Raw genomic sequence first — 22,201 nt, 5'->3', positions numbered from 1 at the left:
CACAGTAAAAAATCAAGGGCGTTGCCATGGTTTCGGCCGGCAACGCCCCTGTCAGTTGGACAGTCACGCACGATTCATCATAAAAAGAATGGACGGAAAGCATGGAGACGCAAAAATTATCCACCGTTGAAAAGGTCGGTTTCGGCGCCGGCGACATGGCGCTCAATGTCGTCATTTCGTCGATGATGTTGATCATCACCTTTTTCTATACCGATATCTATGGCTTGAAAACCACGGACCTGGCCCTGCTGTTCGTGGCCGTGAAAGTCATCGGCGCCATCGCCGATCTCGTCATGGGCCAGATCACGGACCGCTACAGCTTTGCCTCGGGCCGCTACCGCCCCTACCTGCTGTGGCTGGCCGTGCCGTATGGCGTCAGCGTCTTCTTTGTCTTCAGCACGCCCGAGTGGCAGTATGACGCCAAGCTGATCTGGGCATATTCCACATATATCCTGATGACGATCATGACGGCCGGCGTGGGCATCCCGTATATTTCCCTGATCAGCGGCTTGACGAGCGACCCGCAGGACCGCCTGTCGGCCAACGGCTACCGTTTGTTCTTCGCCAAGATCGGCGCCTTCATGGTGACCATCGTCGTGCCGGTCCTGTCGCAGCGCTGGGGCGGCGGCAACCCGGCCGTCGGCTACCAGGCAGCCATGGCCGTGATGGCCGTCATGGGCGTGGCCCTGTTCCTGTTCTGCTATTTCTCCACCACCGAGCGGGTCGTGCACGTAGTGGAAAAGCAACCGTTGCTGGCGCAATTGAAAGTGCTGTTGCAGAACGACCAGTGGCTGGTGCTGTGCGGCGTGTGCGTCACGGGTACCATCGGCTACGTGGTGCGCGGTTCCGTCGCCATTTATTACGCGAAATACTATCTGGGCGGCAGCACGGAAACGGTGGCCGCCTTTTTGACCACGGGCGTGGTGGCCGCCATCCTGGCCATGATCGCCTCGACCTGGATCACCAAGTTCTATTGCAAGGTGAAACTGTTCCGCTACACGCAGATCGGCGTCGCGCTGATCAGCCTGGCGATCTATTTCTTCGTAAAACCGAGCGATACGGTGCTGGCTTTCGCCCTGTATTTCCTGCTGTCCTTCGTGGTGGACTTGCATGCGCCCGTGTTCTGGTCGGCCATCGCGGAAACCATCGACTATGGACAGGTGAAGACGGGCAAGCGCGTCTCCGGCTTCGCCTTTGGCGGCATTTCCGTCTGCCAGAAGGCGGGCATGGCGGTGGCGGGCGGCCTGGTGGGCGTGCTGCTCGCGTATTTCGACTACCAGCCCAACCATGAGCAAACGCAATTCGCCCTGAACGGCATCGCCCTGATGCTGTCGATCATCCCCGGCTTTTTCCACTTGCTGATGGGCTTGCTGATGTTCAAGTACCGCATCAGCGATGCGTACTACAGCGGCGTCAAGTCGGAAATGCACAAACGCGGTTTTGTCGCCGCGTAAGAATAACTGAATGGAGTAAGCAACATGGCAGACGTCTTGAAACCGCTGATCGAACAACGGGCCGACCCGCATATCTACCGTCACAGCGACGGCTATTATTACTTTACGGCCTCCGTGCCCCAGTACGACCGCATCGAACTGCGCCGCGCCGACAGTATCGCCGGCCTGGCCGATGCGCTCACGGTCGACGTGTGGCACAAGCCGGACACGGGGCCGTACAGCGAACTGGTGTGGGCGCCGGAATTGCACTTCAACCAGGGCGCCTGGTATGTGTATTTCGCCGCCGCGCCGAGCCGCGAAATCAAGCATAAATTGTTCCAGCACCGCATGTATGCGATCCGCAATACGAATGCCAACCCGCTGGAAGGCGAGTGGGAATTCATGGGACAGATCGATACGGGCATCGATACCTTTTGCCTGGACGCCACCACGTTCGAGCACGACGGCGTGCTGTACTACCTGTGGGCGCAGAAAGATGTGGCCATCGAAGGCAATTCGAACCTGTATATCGCGCCGATGGCCACGCCATGGCAGCTGGCCGGTCCGCCCGTGATGCTGAGCAAGCCGGAATTCGACTGGGAAATCCGCGGCTTCTGGGTCAACGAGGGGCCGTCCGTGTTGAAACGCAATGGCAAGATCTTCATCAGCTATTCGGCCAGCGCCACCGATGAAAATTATGCGATGGGCTTGCTGTGGGCCGATGCGTCAGCCGATTTGCTCGACCCGTTCTCGTGGAGCAAGTCGCCCGAGCCCGTGTTTGCCACCTGCTACGAGCACGGCATCTACGGCCCCGGCCACAACAGCTTCACGACGGCCGAGGACGGCGACGGCGTATTGCTGGTGTACCATGCCCGCACCTACACGGAAATCGTCGGCGACCCGCTGTGGAACCCGGATCGCCACACGTTCGTCAAACCGCTGCGCTGGGATGCGCAAGGCATGCCCGTGTTTGGCCGCTCATCGACCCTGTAACGTTTCGGACCCGACGCCATGACCCCAGTTGATTCTGTTTCAGTGACGCAAGCGCCGTTCGGCATCCTGCCCGGTGGCCAGCACGTCACCGTGTTTACCCTGACGAACCGCCAGGGCATGCAAGTCAAAGTGCTCGACTTTGGCGCCATCATCAGCGCAATCCACGTGCCGGACCGCGACGGTACGTTGGCCGACGTGGTGCTCGGTTTCGAGCGCCTCGAACCCTATCTGGCCAATGGCGCTTTCCTGGGCGCCGTCATCGGGCGTTTCGGCAACCGCATTGCCGAGGGACGCTTCAGCCTCGACGGCAAGGATTACCAGCTGGCCGTCAACAATGCACCGAATCACTTGCATGGCGGCAACCAGGGCTTTCACCAGGTCATGTGGCAGGCCGAGCCGTTCACCCGGGACGATGCCGTCGGCGTCACGTTCACGCGCAGCAGCCCGCACGGCGAAGACGGCTATCCGGGCAAGCTGGACGTGACCGTCGTGTACGAACTGGACAACGACAACGCCCTGAGCCTGCGCTACCACGCCGTGACGGACCAGGCCACGCCCGTCAACTTGACGAATCACAGCTATTTCAATCTGGCGGGGCAGGGCGATATCCTCGGCCACGAGGTGACGATCAATGCGGACCGCTACCTGCCCGTGGACGCGGGTTCGATTCCCACGGGCGAACTGGCGGACGTGTCCGGCACGCCGTTCGACTTGCGCCAGAGCACCGTCATCGGCGACAGTATCGATTTACCGCACGAGCAGCTCCGCATCGGCCGTGGCTACGATCACAACTTTGTGCTGAATCAACAGCCGGGTCAGCTGCTCAGCCTGGCCACCACCGTGCGCGATCCGCAATCGGGCAGGATGATGCAGGTGTACACGCAGGAGCCCGGCGTTCAGTTTTATTCCGGCAATTTCCTCGACGGCAGCCAGCCCGGCAAGCTGCGTGCCAACGGCTACCGCAGCGCGCTATGCCTGGAAACCCAGCATTTCCCGGATTCGCCGAATCAGTCCCACTTCCCGAACAGCATCTTGCGTCCGGGCGAGGAATATCGGACGCACACCGTGTACCGCTTTTCCGCCGGGTAAGTACCCCTGGGAAAACAGCCCACGCCCTGCCGCCACGCGCCCGCAGGGCGTTTTCATTACGGCATGTTGATACCGTTTTCGGTATCGGAACGCATTAAAAATTGATTGGAAAGGCATGGCAGGATTCTTTAGTATTCCAACATCGCTGCCCGGGCCGACGACATTAGATCCGGCATAGCACAACCAGGAGAATGGCATGTCTGAGACAAAAAAGAAGGTTGCCCTGCGCTCTGCCGAGTGGTTCGGCTCGCAGGACAAGAACGGCTTCATGTACCGCAGCTGGATGAAAAACCAGGGCATACCTGACCACGAGTTTCACGGCAAGCCCATCATCGGCATCTGCAATACCTGGTCCGAACTGACTCCCTGCAACGCCCATTTCCGCCAGTTGGCCGAACACGTCAAGCGCGGCATCCTGGAAGCGGGCGGTTTCCCCGTGGAATTCCCCGTCTTCTCGAACGGCGAATCGAATCTGCGCCCGACGGCCATGCTGACGCGCAACCTGGCCTCGATGGACGTGGAAGAATCGATCCGCGGCAACCCGATGGACGCCGTCGTGCTGCTGGTCGGCTGCGACAAGACGACGCCGGCGCTGCTGATGGGTGCGGCCAGCGTCGACATCCCCACCATCGTCGTCAGCGGCGGCCCCATGCTGAACGGCAAGTTGAATGGCAAGGACATCGGTTCCGGCACGGCCGTATGGCAGTTGCACGAGCAGATGAAGGCCGGTTCCATCACCTTGCACCAGTTCATGTCGGCCGAATCGGGCATGTCGCGCTCGGCCGGTACCTGCAACACCATGGGTACGGCCTCGACGATGGCCAGCATGGCTGAAGCGCTGGGCACGTCGCTGCCGCACAATGCCGCCATCCCCGCCGTCGATTCGCGCCGCTACGTGCTGGCGCACATGTCGGGCATCCGCATCGTCGAAATGGTGCACGAAGACTTGCGCCTGTCGAAAGTGCTGACGCGCGAAGCGTTTGAAAACGCCATCAAGGTCAACGCCGCCATCGGCGGTTCGACCAACGCCGTGATCCACCTGAAGGCGATTGCCGGCCGCATCGGCGTGCCCCTGGAGCTGGAAGACTGGACCCGTGTAGGGCGCGGCACGCCGACCATCGTCGACTTGCTGCCGTCGGGCCGTTTCCTGATGGAAGAGTTTTACTATGCGGGCGGCTTGCCTGCCGTCATACGCCGTCTGGGCGAAGGCGATTTGCTGCCGCACAAGAATGCCTTGACCGTCAACGGCAAGTCGCTGTGGGACAACTGCGTCGAAGCGCCGATCTACAACGATGAAGTGGTGCGCACGCTGGACAACCCCTTGCTGGCCGATGGCGGCATTTGCGTGCTGCGCGGTAACCTGGCGCCACGCGGCGCCGTATTGAAACCGTCTGCCGCTTCGCCGCATTTGATGCAGCACCGGGGCAAGGCCGTCGTGTTCGAGGATTTCGAACACTATAAATCGCGCATTCTTGACCCGGACCTGGATGTGGACGCGAACTCCGTGCTGGTCATGAAGAACTGCGGCCCGAAAGGCTATCCGGGCATGGCGGAAGTGGGCAACATGGGCTTGCCGCCGAAACTGCTGGCGCAAGGCATCACCGACATGGTGCGCATCTCGGATGCGCGCATGAGCGGCACGGCCTATGGCACCGTCGTCTTGCACGTGGCGCCGGAAGCCATGGCGGGCGGCCCGCTGGGCATCGTGCGCGATGGCGACATGATCGCCCTCGATTGCCACAACGGCAGCCTGAACATCGACATCAGCGACACGGAAATCGCCGAGCGCCTGGCGGCCCGCGAACTGGGCAGCGCGCCCGGACCGAAGAGCGGCTACCAGCAACTGTACATCGAACACGTGTTGCAGGCCGACGAAGGCTGCGATTTCGACTTCCTGGTCGGCAATCGCGGTTCCGCCGTGCCGCGCCATTCACACTAAGCGGAGAATTCCATGCTGTTGCTGCAATTTACGAATGAACATGGCGGCCGCCTCGTCGGCCTGCTGCAAGACGACGTGATCCGCGTCATCGAAGGCTACAACACGACATATGCGCTGGCGCAAGACGCCATCCGCAAGCGTGTCAATCTGGCGGAGCTGGTGAACGCCACCGTCGGCAACGCCACGCATTCCTATGCGGACGTGGCCGCTGCCGGACGCGTGCTGCCACCGCTCGACCATGCGGACGAGGCGCACTGCTACGTGACGGGCACGGGCCTGACCCACCTGGGCAGCGCCGGCGCGCGCGACGCCATGCACAAGAAGATCGGCGGCGACGCCGAGTCTTTGAGCGACTCCATGAAAATGTTCCGCCTGGGCGTGGAAGGCGGCAAGCCAGCCGCTGGCACGGCCGGCGCGCAGCCGGAATGGTTCTACAAGGGCGACGGCTCCATCGTGCGCGCGGGCGGCCAGCCGCTGCGCATGCCGGACTTTGCCCTCGATGGCGGCGAAGAGCCGGAAATCGCCGGCCTGTACGTGATCGGCGATGACGGCCAGCCCTACCGGGTCGGCTACGCCATCGGCAATGAATTCTCGGATCACGTGACGGAGCGCCAGAACTATCTGTATCTGGCCCACTCGAAGCTGCGCGCCTGCAGCGTGGGCCCGGCCCTGCTGGTGGGCGAATTGCCCGCGCACATCGCCGGTACTTCGCGCGTGCTGGACGCGGCGGGTAATGTGCGCTGGGAAAAGGCCTTCGTCAGCGGCGAAGAGAATATGTCGCACACGATTGCCAACCTGGAACACCATCACTTCAAGTATCCGCTGTTCAAGCGCCCCGGCGACGTGCACGTGCATTTCTTTGGCACGGCTACCCTGAGCTTTGCCGATGGCGTCAGCGTGGCGCCGGGCGAAACCTTTGAAATCGAAGCGCCGGCCTTTGGCCCTGCCTTGCGCAACCGCCTCGACGTCTTCCCAACCGAATTTGCGAAAGTGAGCACATTATGAGTTTGAATATCACCGGTGATGCATGGATCGGCGGCGTGGCCGTCAAGGGCAATGGCGGCTCCTTCGAAGCGTGGGACCCGGCCGCGCGCGCCCACATCGCGCCCGCCTTCCACATGGTTGACGTAGCGCAAATCGACGAAGCATGCCGTCTGGCGCAAGCCGCGTTCGATCCGTTCCGCGCCACCACGGATGCGGAGCGCGCCGACTTCCTGGACACCATCGCCGCGCAAATCGGCGAACTGGGCGACGACCTGATCGTGCGCGCCATGACGGAAAGCGGCTTGCCGCGCGCGCGCCTGGAAGGCGAACGCGGCCGCACGGTGGGCCAGTTGAAACTGTTCGCCGGCTTGCTGCGCGAAGGTTCGTGGACGGATGCGCGCATCGACAGCCCGCTGCCGGACCGCGTGCCGCCCCGTCCTGACTTGCGCTTGCGCATGATCGGCCTGGGTCCCGTTGCCGTGTTTGCGGCCAGTAACTTCCCGCTGGCCTTTTCCGTGGCTGGCGGCGACACGGCCTCGGCCCTGGCGGCCGGCTGCCCCGTCGTCCTGAAAGCCCATTCGGCCCATCCGGGCACGTCGGAACTGGTGGCGCGCGCCATCGTCAAGGCGATTGCCATCTGCAAGCTGCCGGCCGGCGTATTTGCCTTGCTGACGGGCACGGGCAATGGCATCGGCCAGGCGTTGGTCGCCCATCCGGCCATCCAGGCCGTCGGTTTCACGGGCTCGCGTTCGGGCGGCATCGCCCTGATGAAGGTGGCGGCCGAGCGTCCGCAACCGATTCCTGTCTACGCGGAGATGAGCAGCATCAACCCCGTGTTTGTGCTGCCGCAAGCCTTGGCCGCCCGTGGCGCGGCGATCGCCGGCGGTTTTGCCGCCTCGCTGACGATGGGCGTGGGCCAGTTCTGCACCAATCCCGGCCTCGTGCTGGGCTTGGAAGGCGCCGACTTTACGGCCTTTGCCGCCGCTGCCGCTGAAGCGCTGGCGCCCGCGCCGGCCGCCACCATGTTGACGGCCGGCATCGCCAGCAGCTATGCCAAGGGCGTCGCCGCCCTGGCGCAGCACGCGGACGTGACGCCGCTGGTGCAGAATACGGGAGAAGAGGGCAAGGGCGCCGCCGCCCTGTTCGTCACGTCGGGCGAGGCTTTCCTGGCCAAACACGACTTGCGCGACGAAGTCTTCGGCCCCGCCTCGCTGCTGGTGGCTTGCCGCGACATGGAACAATTGCTGGCGATTACGGAAAGCCTGGAAGGCCAGTTGACGGCCACCCTGCAGATGGATGCGGGCGACCTGGCGGACGCGCGCCGCTTGCTGCCCGTGCTGGAACGCCGCGTGGGCCGCATCCTGGCCAACGGTTTCCCGACGGGCGTGGAAGTGTCGACGGCCATGGTGCACGGCGGCCCGTTCCCGGCCACGTCGGACGGCCGCAGCACCTCCGTCGGCACGGCGGCCATCAACCGCTTCCTGCGCCCTGTGTCGTACCAGAACCTGCTGCAGGACTTGCTGCCGGAGTCGCTGCGCGACGATAATCCGCTGGGGATCTGGCGCCGCAAGGATGGCGTTCTCGGCAAGGAGTAAAAACCTGCTGCGCGGCGGGGCCGATGGCCTTGCCGCGCCAGCTTGCGTTGCACGTTGTACATAAAAAATAAACAGGTGGAGACAAGATGAAGCAATTGGCGAAATATGGCAGCTTGCAGGGCAAGCGCGTGTTCATCACGGGTGGCGGCAGCGGCATCGGCGAATCCCTGGTGGCGGAATTTGCCGCCCAGGGCGCCGTGGTGGCGTTTGTCGATATCGCCGTGGAAGCGAGCGAGGCCCTGTGCCGCCGACTGGCTGAAGCGGGCTGGACGGCACCCGTGTTCCGCCATTGCGACATCACGGATATTGCCTCCCTGCAAGCTGTCATGGCCGAACTGGCCGATCAACTGGGCGACTTCGATATCCTCGTCAACAATGCCGCCAACGACCAGCGCCACCAGGCGCAGGATGTCACCCTGGAATACTGGAACGAGCGCATTGCGATCAATCAACGTCCCATGTTCTTCACGTGCCAGGCCGTGTTCGAGGGCATGAAGCGCCAGGGCGGCGGTTCCATCATCAACGTCAGCTCGATCTCGTGGCACATGAAGTCGGGCGGCTACCCCGTGTATGCCACCACCAAGGCGGCCGTCGTGGGCCTCACGCGGGGCCTGGCGCGCGATTACGGCGCGCACAATATCCGCGTCAACACGGTGACGCCCGGCTGGGTCATGACGCAGCGCCAGATCGACCTGTGGGTCGACGATGCGGCGGAAGTGGAAATCAAGAAAAGCCAATGCTTGCCAAGCAAGCTGATGCCACAGGACATTGCCGCCATGGTGCTGTTCCTCGCCTCCGATGACGGCGCGATGTGCTCCAGTCAAGAATTCATCGTCGACGCCGGCTGGGTCTGACAAAACGTCCAGGGCGTTGTTGCAGGGTCTTGCCGTACTAGCGTACTGTCTGCGACCCTGCGCCTAGCCCTGGGCGTTTTGTCGGCCGCGGGTTTGCCCGCAGCCATCCCCCTCCTTTGAAATACCGCTCTTGCCGCCCCAACCCTGCGGCAGGAGAGGCATCGCCACATCCATTGCCGGGTCGATCCCGGCCCTTGCTTTTCACTTAAAAACAGGAGACAGCATGAAATGTATCAACACCAGCATCGTGGCCCTCAGCCTGGCCATGGCCGTCGGCAGCGCCTTTGCCGCGCCCGTCAGCGTCACCATCGACGTGGCCAAGCCTGGTTCCGTGATCAATAAAAACATCTACGGCCAGTTCGCCGAACACCTGGGCACGGGCATCTACGAAGGCATGTGGGTGGGGCCGGAATCGTCCATTCCGAACACCAAAGGCTGGCGCAATGACGTGCTGGGCGCGCTGAAACAGTTGCACGTGCCCCTGGTGCGCTGGCCGGGCGGCTGCTTTGCCGATGAATACCACTGGAAGGATGGCATCGGCGCGCGCGAGAAGCGTCCGACCAAGGTCAATACCAACTGGGGCGGCGTGGAAGAGTCGAACGCCGTCGGCACGCACGAATTCTTCGACCTGGCCGAGTTGCTGGGTGCACAGACCTATATCAACGGCAACCTCGGTTCCGGTACGCCGCAGGAAATGTCCGAATGGCTGGAATACATGACGTCGGACAGCAAGTCCACCCTGGCCGAACTGCGCCGCAAGAATGGCCGCGCCCAGCCGTATAAAGTCGATTACTTTGGCATCGGCAATGAAGCCTGGGGTTGCGGCGGCAATATGCGCCCGCAGTACTACGCCGATCTGTACAAGCACTATCACACCTTCATGAAGACGCCGGAAAGCGCGCGCCCGAAATTCATCGCCAGCGGCGGCAATGACGACGACACCAGCTGGTCCAGCACCCTGAGCCGCGAAATCAAGCCGAACATGATGGACGCCATCAGTTTCCACTACTACACGGTGCCGACCGGCGTGTGGGAAAAGAAGGGCGCCGCCACGGGCTTTGGTGAAAATGAGTGGATTTCCACCCTGAGCCGTACCCTGCGTATCGATAGCTTGATCAAGAACAATATCGCCGCCATCGACAAGAACGACCCATCGAAAAAGACGGGCTTGTACGTCGATGAATGGGGCACCTGGTACGACGTGGAGCCGGGCACCAACACGGGTTTCTTGTTCCAGCAAAACAGCTTGCGCGATGCGCTCGTCGCCGCCCTGAACTTCAATATTTTCCACTCCCATGCAGACCGCGTGCGCATGACGAATATCGCGCAAATGGTCAACGTGCTGCAGGCGATGATCATCACCGACAAGGATAAATATTTCCTCACGCCCACGTATCACGCGTTTGAAATGTACGTGCCGTTCCAGGATGCCACATCGTTACCGGTCGCCATCAATGGCAATGGCAAGTACAGCCTGGGCAAGGTCAGCATTCCTGAAGTCAGCGCCTCGGCAGCGCGCGCCAAGGATGGCAAGGTGTACTTGTCCTTGGTGAATACCAACCCGCACAAGGCTGTCGACGTGAGCGTGGCGCTGGCCGGCAAGCAAGTGGCCAGCGTGACGGGCCGCGTGCTGACCGCAGGCAAGATGGATGCCGTCAACAGCTTTGCGCAACCGCAAGCCGTACAACCGGTGGCGTTCAATGCCAAGGCGCAGGGTGGCAAGCTGACCGTGTCGGTGCCCGCCAAGGCCGTCGTGGTGGTGGCTGTCGAATAGTCTTCACCCCTTGTCATTCATCCGGCCGGCCCGCATGATGGGCCGGCTGACCATTTTGGAGAAGACGATGCACATGTTGACGCGCGGCGCGGCCGCCATCCTGAGCACTCTGGCGATCATGGCTGCCGCGCACGCGGCCCAGGTCAGCGTGCACGACCCCGTGATGGCCAAGGAAGGCGACACGTATTATCTGTACAGCACGGGTCCCGGCATTACCTTTTACAGCTCGACAAACATGCTCGACTGGCAACCGGAAGGGCGCGTGTTTGCGGGCCAGCCGACCTGGGCCAGGACGGCCGCGCCATCGTTTGACGACCATATCTGGGCGCCCGACGTGCAATTTCATGACGGAAAATATTACCTGTACTACTCGGTGTCCGGCTTCGGCAAGAATACGTCGGGCATCGGCGTGACCGTCAACACCACCTTGAATCCCCGTTCGCCCGATTACCGCTGGGTGGACCAGGGCATGCTGCTGCAATCCGTGCCCGAGCGCGACGAGTGGAACGCCATCGATTCGAACATCATCACGGACAAGCACGGCACGCCGTGGATGTCCTTCGGCTCGTTCTGGAACGGCATCAAGCTGGTGAAATTGACGCCCGACTGGACCCGTATTGCGGAACCGCAAGAGTGGCACTCGTTGGCGCGCCGCGCACCGCTGCCGCCAAGGGCCGGCGAATTCAAGCCCGCACCCGAGGAAATTGAAGCGCCGTTCATCTTCCAGCGCGGCAACGATTACTTCTTGTTCGTCTCGTGGGGCTTGTGCTGCCAGAAGGAAAAAAGCACGTATCACCTGGCCGTGGGCCGCTCGACCAGCGTGACGGGCCCTTACCTGGACAGGGATGGCCGCGACATGGCGCAGGGCGGCGGCACGGTGCTACTGAAAGGCGACAAGGATTGGCAAGGCCTGGGCCACAACAGCGCCTACACGTTTGACGGCAAGGATTACCTGGTGCTGCACGCGTATGAAACGGCGGACAATTACTTGCAGAAGCTCAAGATCCTGCCCATGACGTGGGACAAGGACGGCTGGCCGCAAGTCGATCCCCGCGACTTGAACCGCTATCGCAGCCGCCAGTTGCCGGCCGCCAAACCGTAAGGACGCATCGTGAAAAGAACCGTGTTGACGCTGGCGCTGGCCGCCGGCGGCCTGGCCACGCCTGTCCTGCAGGCAGCGGAGCTGTTTCCCCTCTCGTCCGTGCGCCTGGGAGCGGGACCGTTCCTCGATGCGCAGACGACGGACTTGCACTACCTGCTGGCCTTCGAGCCGGATAAATTGCTGGCGCCGTTCCGCCGCGAGGCGGGCTTGCCGCAGGTGCAGCCCAGCTATGGCAACTGGGAATCGACGGGCCTCGATGGCCACCTGGGCGGGCATTATCTGTCCGCGCTGGCGCTGATGGTGGCGTCCACGGGCGATGCGCAGGCGCGCGAACGGCTCGACTACATGCTGGCGGAGCTGAAAAAATGCCAGGACGCCAATGGCAACGGCTACCTGGGTGGCATTCCCGACGGCAGCGCCGCCTGGCAAGCCATCGCCAAGGGAGACATGCAGGCCGACACCTTTTCCGTCAATGGGCGCTGGGTGCCGTGGTACAACCTGCACAAGGTGTTTGCCGGCTTGCGCGACGCGTATCAGCAGGCGGGCAGCGAGCAAGCAAAAACCATGCTGATCGCCTTGTCGGACTGGGCCGTGAAACTGTCGGCCTCGCTCACGGATGCGCAGATGCAAGCGATGCTGCGCGCCGAGCACGGCGGCATGAATGAAGTGCTGGCCGACGTTTACGCCATGACGGGCGAGCAGCGCTACCTGGACCTGGCCGTGCGCTTTTCGCACCAGGCCATATTGCAACCGTTGGTGGCGCAACAGGACAAATTGACGGGCTTGCATGCGAATACGCAAATCCCGAAGGTGATCGGCTTCGAGCGCATCGGTGCATTGACGGGCCGGCGCGACTGGCAGCAGGCGGCGCAATTCTTTTGGCAAACCGTGCACGACAAGCGCACGGTGGCCATCGGCGGCAACAGCGTCAAGGAACATTTCCACGACGAGCACGATTTTTCCTCGATGGTGGAGGAGGTCGAAGGGCCGGAAACGTGCAATACCTACAATATGCTCAAGCTCACCGAGCAATTGTTCCAGCGCGACGAGCAGGTGCGCTACGCGGATTACTACGAGCGCGCCCTGTACAACCACATTTTGTCGTCGCAGCGCCCCGGCACGGGCGGCTTTGTCTACTTTACGCCCATGCGCCCGAACCACTACCGCGTGTATTCGCAAGTGGACAAGGGCATGTGGTGCTGCGTGGGTTCCGGCATCGAAAGCCAGGCCAAGTATGGCGAGTTCATCTACGCCCATGACGGCGACGCCCTGTACGTGAACCTGTTCATGGCGTCCACGCTGGACTGGAAAGAGCAGGGCGTCAAGATCGTCCAATCGACCCAGTTCCCCGACCGTGACACGACGCGCATCACGGTGCGCGGCAATACAAACTTCAGCCTGAAGATCCGCTACCCGCAATGGGTAGCCAAGGGCAAGCTGCGCGTCAAACTCAACGGCAAGGCGCTGCGCGTGAATAGCGTGCCGGGCGAGTACGTGACGATCACGCGCGCGTGGAAAACCGGCGACAGCGTCGATGTCGTGCTGCCGATGACGACGCGCCTGGAACAGATGCCGGACCAGTCGAATTATTACGCCGTGCTGCATGGTCCCATCGTGCTGGCCGCCAAGACGCAGCCGTTCGCCCATGAACAACTGAACTATTTTGCCGACGATACCCGCATGGGTCATATCGCCCAAGGGCAAGTGTGTCCGCTGGAATCGTCACCGCTGTTCGTCAGCGACGAGCAGGATTTCATGCGCAAGATCAAACCCGTGAAGGGCCAGCCGCTGACGTTTACAGCGCCCGGCTTGATCCAGGGCAAGGATGCGGCGAAGATAAAACTGATCCCCTTCTTCCGCCTGCATGACTCTCGCTACATGCTGTACTGGCCCGTATCCACGCCGGCCAGGCTGGCGCAGCTGCAGGAAAGCACGCGCCAGGCGGAATCCGAGCGTCTGGCGCTCGACGCGCTCACCATCGACCAGGTGGCGCCGGGACAGCAGCAGCCGGAGTCCGACCACAACTTCCAGGCGGAAGGGGGAGAAAACGGCGTCAACAAGGGCCGGCACTGGCGCCATGCGACGGGCTGGTTCAGCTATGTACTGAGCGATCCGCAAGGCGAAGCGAAGACCCTGCGCCTGACCCTGTCCACCCTCGATGCGGGCCGCGTATTTGACGTCTTGCTCAACGGCACGAAACTGCAAACGGTCGCCGTGGCGGCCGATGCGCCACAGGAACTGCACACGCTCGATATCGCCATTCCCCAGGCCCTGGTGGCGGCTGGCAACGGCAAACTCAGCGTGAAATTTGTCGCCGGCAAGGATTCCGTGGCGGGCGGTCTGTACGGGCTGCGCCTGTTGCGCTGAGGGCAGAAGGACCCGGCTCGTTCTACCGATACGCAAATCGGTATCGCAAGCGAAAAAGAATTGATTGGATGGCTATGTTGCTTTCTCCTACCATGGGTTCATAAAAAACCGCCCATCCGGCATCCGGCTGTGATGGTATTCCAAAAAAAACTGGAGACAAGAATGACATTGACACGCCGCACCCTCCTCGCCAGCGCCATGCTGCTGGCCGCTTCTGCCACCACCTTGGCTACTTCTTCCGCCTTCGCCGCCAAGCCCCTCGTCATGGGCTTTTCGCAGGTGGGCGCCGAAAGCGAATGGCGCACCGCCAATACCGTCTCCATCAAGGATGCCGCCAAGAAAGATGGCGTCACCCTGAAATTTGCCGATGCCCAGCAAAAGCAGGAAAACCAGGTCAAGGCGCTGCGCTCGTTCATCGCGCAAAAAGTCGACGTGATCGCCTTCTCGCCCGTCGTCGAATCGGGTTGGGATACCGTCTTGCGCGAAGCCAAGGCCGCCAAGATTCCCGTCATTCTGACGGACCGCGCCGTCAACGTGGCCGACAAATCGCTGTACGTCACCTTCATCGGTTCCGACTTCGTGGAAGAGGGCCGCCGCGCGGGGCAATGGCTGCTCGAACACGCCAAGAAAACCCCGGATGCGACGCTGAACATCGTCGAACTGCAGGGCACGGTCGGCTCCGCGCCGGCCATCGACCGCAAGGCGGGCTTCCTGGAAGTGGTGGGCAAGAATCCGAAGATGAAGATCATCCGTTCGCAAACGGGCGACTTTACGCGCGCCAAGGGCAAGGAAGTGATGGAAGCGTTCCTCAAGGCCGAAGGCAAGAAGATCAACGTGCTGTATGCGCACAATGACGACATGGCCATCGGCGCCATCCAGGCCATCGAAGAAGCGGGCATGAAACCGGGCAAGGACATCATCATCATCTCCATCGATGGCGTCAAAGGCGCGTTCGAGGCCATGATCGCCGGCAAGCTGAACGTGACCGTCGAATGCAGCCCGCTGCTGGGCCCGCAATTGATGTCCATCGCCCGCGACGTGGTGGCCGGCAAGCCCGTGCCAGCGCGCATCACGACGGTGGAAGGCGTGTTCCCTGCCGAGGTGGCCGCCAAGGAATTCCCGAACCGTAAATACTAAGCTTGCCGCATGATGAAGACGCAAGCGCATCACAATGCCGCGCCAGCTCCCTTGCTGGAGTTGCGCGGCATCAGCAAGTCCTTTCCCGGCGTCAAAGCCCTCAGCGATGTTGCCCTGCGCCTGTATCCGGGCGAAGTGCACACCCTGATGGGGCAAAACGGCGCGGGGAAGTCGACCCTGATCAAGGTGCTGACGGGCGTCTATACGCCCGACAGCGGCCAGATTTTGCTCGATGGCCAGCCCATCGCCCCCGCCTCCACATCGGATGCGCAGTTGCTGGGCATCAGCACGGTGTACCAGGAAGTCAATCTGTGCCCGAACCTGTCGGTGGCGGAAAACATTTTTATCGGCCGCTATCCGCGCCGCTTCGGCGGCCGCTTCGGCCCCATCGACTGGCGTTCCATGCAGCAACAGGCGCGCGCCTTGCTGCAGCAATTGCAGATCGATATCGATGTCACGGCGCAACTGTCCAGCTTTCCGCTGGCCATCCAGCAAATGGTGGCCATTTCGCGCGCACTGAACATTTCGGCCCGCGTGCTGATCCTCGACGAGCCCACGTCCAGCCTGGACGAGGCGGAAGTCAATCTGCTGTTTTCCGTGCTGCGCCGCCTGCGCGAGCAGGGCATGGCGATACTTTTCGTGACCCACTTCCTGGACCAGACCTACGCCATTTCCGACCGCATCACCGTCATGCGCAACGGCGAGCGCGAAGGGGAATACGCGTGCAGCGAACTGTCGCGCCTGGCGCTGGTGAACAAGATGATCGGCGTGGCGGCCGACACGCAGGCGCAAGAGCTTGATCTGGCGCAAGAAGCGGACGCCGCCAGTTTCGGTCCCGCCGTGCTGGAAGCGACGGGACTGGGCCGCAAGGGCGCCTTGCTGCCCATGGATTTCCACATTCGCCAGGGTGAATTGCTGGGCCTGGCCGGCTTGCTCGGCTCGGGCCGCACGGAACTGGCGCGCCTGCTGTTCGGCGCCGACAAGGCCGATTCCGGCAGCATCACCATGCAAGGCAAGCCGCGCCAGTTCCACGTGCCGCGCGACGCGATTGCCCGCGATATCGGTTTTTGCTCGGAAGACCGCAAGCACGAGGGCGCGATCCTGTCGCTGTCCGTGCGCGAAAACATCATCCTGGCCTTGCAGGCCCGCACGGGATTGCTGCGCGCCATTCCGTTCAAACGCCAGCAGGCGCTGGCCGACGAATATGTGAAGGCGCTGGGCATCAAGACGGCCAGCATCGAGACCCCCATCGGCAGCCTGTCGGGCGGGAATCAGCAGAAAGCCTTGCTGGCGCGCTGGCTGGTGACGTCGCCCGCCATGCTGATTTTAGACGAGCCGACGCGCGGCATCGACGTGCGCGCCAAGCAGGAAATCATGAGCTATGTAAGCAAGCTGTGCCGCAAGGGCATGGCCATCCTGTTCATCTCTTCCGAGCTGCCGGAAGTGCTGCGCTGCAGCGACCGTATCGTCGTCATGCGCGACCGCAAGGCCTGCGGCGACTATGCGCGTGGCGAGCTGGACGACAGTTCCGTGCTGCAAGTGATCGCCGGAGACGCCACATGAGTTTATCCACGCCATCGAGCGCGCCGCTGGCGCGTCCGGCTTCCACTACGGGTACGTCCGCCTTGCATACTGTTTTACATCACCCTCTGAGCCGGCCCCTGGCCGCGCTGTGCTTGCTGCTGCTGGTCGACTTCTTCGCCATCCCCGGATTTTTCCATCTGGAAATTCGTGACGGTCATTTGTACGGCAGCGTGATCGACATCGTCAACCGCGCCGCTCCCCTGATGCTGGCGGCCCTGGGCATGACCCTGGTCATTGCCACGCGCGGCATCGATATTTCCGTGGGCGCCGTCGTGGCCCTGTCCGGCACCGTGGCTGCCATGCTGATCGGCGGTACCATGGTGATGGACAATGGCGTGCCGACCTATGTAAGCAACATTCCCATGGGCTGGGCCCTGGCGGCCGCCCTGGGCGCGGCCCTGCTGTGCGGCGCCTGGAATGGCGTGCTGGTGGCGGGCCTGGGCTTGCAGCCCATCGTCGCCACCCTGATCCTGATGGTGGCGGGGCGTGGCCTGGCGCAATTGTTGACGGATGGACAGATCGTCACCGTCTATTATCAACCGTTCTTCTTCATCGGCAGCGGTTATTTGTTCGGCTTGCCGTTCTCGCTGTTCCTCGTCGCTGCCGTGTTCCTCATCACGGCCGTGCTGATGCGCAAGACCGCCCTGGGCCTGTTCATCCAGGCCGTCGGCATCAACCCCGTCGCCGCGCGCCTGGCCGGCATCAGGACGGCGACCCTGATCTTCTTCGTGTACGTCTTTTGCGCCGCCTGCGCGGGCCTGTCCGGGCTGATGATCAGCTCGAACATCAAGAGCGCCGACGCGAACAATGCGGGCCTGATGCTGGAACTGGACGCCATCCTGGCCGTCACCCTGGGCGGCACCTCCTTGGCTGGCGGCAAGTTCAGCTTGGTCGGCAGCATGATCGGCGCGCTCATCATCCAGACCCTGACGTACACCATCTATTCGCTGGGCGTGCCGCCGGAAGTGAACATGGTCGTCAAGTCCGTCGTCGTCTTCCTCGTCTGCCTGTCGCAATCGTCGGAATTCAAGCAATTGCTGCATCGGAGAAAAGCATGAAGGGCTTGCTGCACACCCCGTATTTCACCTCGCTCGTCACGGTCTTGCTGCTGGTGGTGATGCTGGGCCTGGGCGGCGCCGCCTATCCGGGCCTGCTGTCGACGCAAGTGATCTTTAACCTGTTGATCGATAACGCCTTTTTGCTGGTGATCGCCGTCGGCATGACCTTCGTCATCGTTTCCGGCGGCATCGATCTGTCCGTCGGTTCCGTGCTGGCCCTGTCGACCATGATCGCCGCCTGGCTGCTCAACGTGGCGCACTGGCCGCCGCTGCTGGTGATCGTCACCGTGCTGGCGCTGGGCACCGTATTCGGCGCCAGCATGGGCGCGCTGATCCATTACTTCAAATTGCAGCCGTTCATCGTCACCCTGGCCGGCATGTTTCTGGCGCGGGGCCTGTGCTATTTGATCAGCATCAATTCCATCACCATAGCCGACCCCCTGTTCGTGGCCATGTCGCAGACCCAGCTGGGATTCCTGGGCGGCTTCGTCTCGCCCGGCGTCGTGATCGCCGTGGCGACCTTGCTGCTGGCCATCTGGCTGGCGCATGCGACGCCATTCGGCCGCGCCGTGTATGCGATCGGCGGCAATGAACAGTCGGCTTTGATGATGGGGTTGCCTGTCGGCCGCACCAAGGTCTTGATCTATGCGTTCAGCGGCTTTTGCGCCTCGCTGGGCGGCGTGCTGTTTTCGTTCTACATGTTGTCCGGCTATGGCTTGCATGCGCAAGGCACGGAGCTGGACGCGATTGCCGCCGTCGTCATCGGCGGCACCCTGCTTAGTGGCGGCTACGGCTACGTGGCGGGCGCGCTGTCGGGCGTGCTGGTGCTGGGCACCATCCAGACCCTGATCGCCTTCGACGGCACGCTCAGCTCGTGGTGGACCAAGATCGTCATCGGCGGCTTGCTGTTCGTCTTTTGCGTCGTGCAAAGACTGATGGCCATGGGCCAGAAAAATACCAACGGGAGTTAATCTGATGTTCCAGCAACACAAACGTGCCGCAGCCATCGGCATGGCGGCGGCGCTCGCCTGCGCCCCACTCGGCGCGCAGGCGGCCAACCCCATCGTCAAGGATATCTACACGGGCGACCCGGCCGCGCTGGTCGACAATGGCAGGGTGTACCTGTACGTCGGCCACGATGAAGCGAGCGCCACGGACACGGATTACCGCATGCACGAGTGGCGCGTGTATTCCTCGTGCGACATGGCGAACTGGACGGATCACGGCTCGCCCGTGCGCTTTTCCACCTTCGCCTGGGCCGGCAAGGATGCGTGGGCCGGCGACATCGTCAAGCGCGGCAATAAATACTATTTCTATTCGACCGTCGACCACAAGACCATCCCCGGCAAGGCCATCGGCGTGGCCGTGTCCGACAGCCCGACGGGCCCCTTCGTCGACGCGCGCGGCAGCGCCCTGATCACGAACGACATGACGAAGCAGACGGCGATCCCGTGGGACGACATCGATCCGGCCGTCTTCATCGACACGGATGGCCAAGCCTACATTTACTGGGGCAACACGGTCTTGAAGTACGCCAAGCTGAAAGCGAATATGACGGAGCTCGACGGCCCGATCCTGACCTTCGGCATGGATGCGTTCACGGAAGCGGCGTATATGCACAAGCATGCGGGCACGTATTACCTGTCGTACTCGCGCAACTTCCCCGAGGAAACGGCGTATTCGACGGGGCCCACGCCGACAGGGCCATGGCATTTCCGCGGCACCATCATGGACAAGAATGCCATCGTAAAAACCATTCACCAGGCCATCATCGAATTCAACGGCAAGTCGTATATCTTCTATCACAACGATAAATTGCCCGGCGGCGGTGAATACCGGCGTTCCGTCGCCGTGGAAGAGCTGAAATACAAGCCGGACGGCACCATCGACTTCATCCCGCAAACGGCCGGTCCGGCGGCCAACCCCAGCGCCGTCTGCAAGGCATCCTGAACACTGCTTGACGATACACAAAAAGGAGACACACCGATATCTATAACATCGATATTGAGTTAAAAGCGATATCGATCATGATATGATTTATTCATGGATACCCTCAACCCCAACTGGTTCTTGCGAGCCCGCCTGAAGACGCGGCAATTGCTGCTGTTGATCGCCCTTGACGAGCAGCGCAACATCCACCGCGCGGCGGAAGAATTGCACATGACGCAGCCGGCCGCGTCCAAGCAAATCAAGGACCTGGAAGAGATGCTGGACGTGCGCCTGTTCGACAGGCTGCCGCGCGGCATGGAGCCGACCATCTACGGCGAAACGATGATACGCCACGCGCGCATGGCCTTGACGAGCCTGTCGCTGGCGCATGACGACATCGTCGCCCTGAAGTCGGGCCTGACGGGCCAGGTGGAAGTGGGCGTCATCATGACGCCCGCCATGGCCTTGCTGCCGCGGGCGATTGCCCGCATCAAGCAGCAGGCGCCCTTGATGCGCATCGGCGTGCACCTGGAGCACAGCAATACCCTGATGGACATGCTGCAGCATGGCACCCTGGACTTCATGATCGGGCGCATCCTGGAAAAGGAAAGCAGCGCCGGTCTCATCTACGAGGAATTGACGGAAGAGCCGGCCAGCGCCGTGGCGCGCAATGGCCACCCTTTGCTGTCGCGCAAGAATCTGCAGTTGAAGGACCTGGCGGGCCAGCCGTGGATCTTGCCGCCGCAAGGCAGCATCCTGCGCCACCGCTTCGACATGATGTTCCGCCGCGCGGGCCTGGAGCCGCCCGTCGACGTGGTCGATACGACGGCCTTGCTGTTGATCACGTCCTTGCTGCAGCAAACGGACTCGCTGCACGTGATGCCGATGGAAGTGGCGCACTACTACGAATCGTTGAACGTGCTGAGCATTTTACCCATCGAGCTGCCGTGCAAGATGGATGCGTTCGGCATCATCCGCCAGCAGGATCATCTGTTGTCGCCGGGCGCGGACATGTTATTGAAAGCTGTGCGCGCCACGGCACAGGATATGTACTAGTCGGGCACTTCAAAGAAAAACAGCTGCACCAGCCGCCCATTCTCCGGCGTGTCGCCAAACACATTGCTGATCGAGTGAAAGTAATGGCCCTTGTAGACGATCAGGCGGTTGTGGCGCATGGGCACTTCCAGCAGGGCTTGCCAACTGTCGCGTTGTTCCTGCAAGTCATTGAATTTCTGCACTTTGCTGTTCGGCAGCCAGCGTTTCTGGAAATCCTTGAAGCTGGCGTAGCCGCCCGCCTTGACGTCCGCCTCGGGCAGTCTCCGGTACCAGCCGCTGGGCTGGTGGCGCCAGAAGGTGGTGCCGCCCTGGCATTGCTCGGGCGGGTTCAAATACAGCACGCCCGCATAGAAATTGAAATTGTTGCCCGTCTCATTGTCCACGTGGATATCCGTGCGCGCCATGGCGTCCGCATAGCTGAGGCGGTACGAGCCATTGTCGGGCGAAATGAAACGGATGGGGCGGCCCAAGGCCGTGGCGATGCGCTCCATGATGGCTTGACTGGGCTGGCCCGCCGTCTGGCTGCCCGGATAGTTTTGTCCCGCATAGCGCTGTTGCTCGAACGGCAACGCCAGCGCCTGCGCGCGCCAGGCGGCCGGGTCGGGCAGGAAATCGTCGAGGATGTGCAAGTCCGTTTCGCGGATAAAATCGTGCAGGGTGTCCGCGACATTGAGCGGCGTCAATGTTTCTGCCTGTTCCGCTTGCGGACTGGCAAAGCCGATGCAGCACGTTTGCGCCAGCGCCGGATGCAGCGCCAGGCCTTGCGCGTAGCGCGCCAGCGCCAGTTCCTGCTGTCCCGTGCGGTAATACAGCTCGGCCAGTCCCTGCAGGGTTTGCCAACGCTGCGGACGCAGGGCGTGGGCCCGTTCCAGTTCGGCGATGGTTTCCAGCAGACGCTGTTTTCCCATCAGCAGTTCGGCATGGCTGATGGCGAAATCGTGCTCGTGCGGCGCCAGCCGCGCCGCCGTGGCGTAGCTGGCCAGCGCCGCCTCGCTATCCGTGCCGCGCAGCACGTTGCCCAGGTTGTAGTGGAACAGGGCATTGTCGGGCTGTTGCTTGAGCGACAGTTTTAACAGGCCCAGGCCGATGGCGCCCTGACCCAATTCCAGCATGGCCAGGCCCTGGAAATGCTGCGCTTCGGCCAGGGCCGGGTCTTGCTTGTACGCGGCCTGGTAGGCATTGATCGCCTCGATCAGCTTGCCCGCCTGTTGCAGCCGTTGCCCGTTTGCCAGATGTTGTTCCGCCAGTGTCTGTTCGCCCATGTCGCTATCCCGATGCAATGTGGCGAACAGTGTAACCGAGCCCGT

General features: G+C 62.1%; 17 protein-coding genes. 16 read left to right on the top strand and 1 reads right to left on the bottom strand.

The window, feature by feature from the left end:
* Positions 1-101 precede the first annotated feature (101 nt).
* From O0879_RS21265 to O0879_RS21190, 16 genes are all read left to right on the top strand, one after another.
* On the top strand, positions 102-1,454 hold the full coding sequence (locus tag O0879_RS21265; protein ID WP_289905915.1) for an MFS transporter: 1,353 nt from the start codon (positions 102-104) through the stop codon (positions 1,452-1,454).
* Positions 1,455-1,478: 24 nt separating this feature from the next.
* Complete coding sequence (locus O0879_RS21260; RefSeq protein WP_251349502.1) at positions 1,479-2,426, top strand: glycoside hydrolase family 43 protein; 948 nt, start codon at positions 1,479-1,481, stop codon at positions 2,424-2,426.
* A gap of 18 nt (positions 2,427-2,444) precedes the next feature.
* Complete coding sequence (locus O0879_RS21255) at positions 2,445-3,515, top strand: aldose epimerase family protein (protein WP_289918621.1); 1,071 nt, start codon at positions 2,445-2,447, stop codon at positions 3,513-3,515.
* Positions 3,516-3,711: 196 nt separating this feature from the next.
* Complete coding sequence (locus tag O0879_RS21250) at positions 3,712-5,454, top strand: IlvD/Edd family dehydratase (protein WP_289918620.1); 1,743 nt, start codon at positions 3,712-3,714, stop codon at positions 5,452-5,454.
* A 12-nt stretch (positions 5,455-5,466) separates the two neighbouring features.
* A complete protein-coding gene (gene araD1 / locus O0879_RS21245; RefSeq protein WP_289918619.1) occupies positions 5,467-6,459 on the top strand; it encodes an AraD1 family protein in 993 nt (330 codons plus the stop codon).
* Positions 6,460-6,461: 2 nt separating this feature from the next.
* Positions 6,462-8,033, top strand: coding sequence for an aldehyde dehydrogenase (NADP(+)) (locus tag O0879_RS21240; protein WP_289918861.1), 1,572 nt, complete (start codon positions 6,462-6,464; stop codon positions 8,031-8,033).
* Between the two features lie 86 nt (positions 8,034-8,119).
* On the top strand, positions 8,120-8,887 hold the full coding sequence (locus tag O0879_RS21235; RefSeq protein ID WP_289918618.1) for an SDR family oxidoreductase: 768 nt from the start codon (positions 8,120-8,122) through the stop codon (positions 8,885-8,887).
* Positions 8,888-9,110: 223 nt separating this feature from the next.
* Positions 9,111-10,661: an alpha-L-arabinofuranosidase C-terminal domain-containing protein gene (locus O0879_RS21230; protein WP_289918617.1), complete on the top strand. Its 1,551-nt coding sequence runs from the start codon at positions 9,111-9,113 to the stop codon at positions 10,659-10,661.
* 67 nt (positions 10,662-10,728) lie between these two features.
* The gene (locus tag O0879_RS21225) at positions 10,729-11,763 is read left to right on the top strand and encodes an arabinan endo-1,5-alpha-L-arabinosidase (RefSeq protein WP_289918616.1); all 1,035 of its coding nucleotides are present in this window, start codon (positions 10,729-10,731) and stop codon (positions 11,761-11,763) included.
* Between the two features lie 9 nt (positions 11,764-11,772).
* A complete protein-coding gene (locus O0879_RS21220) occupies positions 11,773-14,130 on the top strand; it encodes a glycoside hydrolase family 127 protein (RefSeq protein ID WP_289918615.1) in 2,358 nt (785 codons plus the stop codon).
* Between the two features lie 162 nt (positions 14,131-14,292).
* Positions 14,293-15,267, top strand: a complete 975-nt coding sequence (locus O0879_RS21215) for an ABC transporter substrate-binding protein (RefSeq protein WP_077398584.1) — start codon at positions 14,293-14,295, stop codon at positions 15,265-15,267.
* Positions 15,268-15,276: 9 nt separating this feature from the next.
* Entirely contained in the window at positions 15,277-16,830 is a 1,554-nt protein-coding gene (locus O0879_RS21210; RefSeq protein ID WP_289918614.1) for a sugar ABC transporter ATP-binding protein, read from the top strand.
* A complete protein-coding gene (locus O0879_RS21205; RefSeq protein ID WP_289918612.1) occupies positions 16,827-17,909 on the top strand; it encodes an ABC transporter permease in 1,083 nt (360 codons plus the stop codon). Before O0879_RS21210 ends, O0879_RS21205 begins: the two co-directional genes overlap by 4 nt.
* Entirely contained in the window at positions 17,906-18,880 is a 975-nt protein-coding gene (gene yjfF, locus O0879_RS21200) for a galactofuranose ABC transporter, permease protein YjfF (RefSeq protein ID WP_289918609.1), read from the top strand. The genes O0879_RS21205 and yjfF overlap by 4 nt, the downstream gene beginning before the upstream one ends.
* 4 nt (positions 18,881-18,884) lie before the next feature.
* Positions 18,885-19,859, top strand: a complete 975-nt coding sequence (locus tag O0879_RS21195; RefSeq protein ID WP_289918607.1) for a glycoside hydrolase family 43 protein — start codon at positions 18,885-18,887, stop codon at positions 19,857-19,859.
* 93 nt (positions 19,860-19,952) lie between these two features.
* Positions 19,953-20,894 (top strand): LysR family transcriptional regulator, encoded by a 942-nt coding sequence (locus O0879_RS21190; RefSeq protein WP_289918606.1) that lies wholly within the window; start codon positions 19,953-19,955, stop codon positions 20,892-20,894.
* Here the strand turns inward: O0879_RS21190 and O0879_RS21185 are convergent.
* A complete protein-coding gene (locus tag O0879_RS21185) occupies positions 20,891-22,156 on the bottom strand; it encodes a DUF6445 family protein (protein ID WP_289918589.1) in 1,266 nt (421 codons plus the stop codon). The genes O0879_RS21190 and O0879_RS21185 overlap by 4 nt on opposite strands.
* Positions 22,157-22,201: the final 45 nt, after the last annotated feature.

The sequence above is a fragment of the Janthinobacterium sp. SUN120 genome, from assembly GCF_030397735.1.
GTDB classification, from domain to species: Bacteria; Pseudomonadota; Gammaproteobacteria; order Burkholderiales; family Burkholderiaceae_D; genus Janthinobacterium; species Janthinobacterium kumbetense.
The sequence above is the reverse complement of the archived record's forward strand: the minus strand, read 5'-3'. Positions and strand labels throughout refer to the sequence as shown.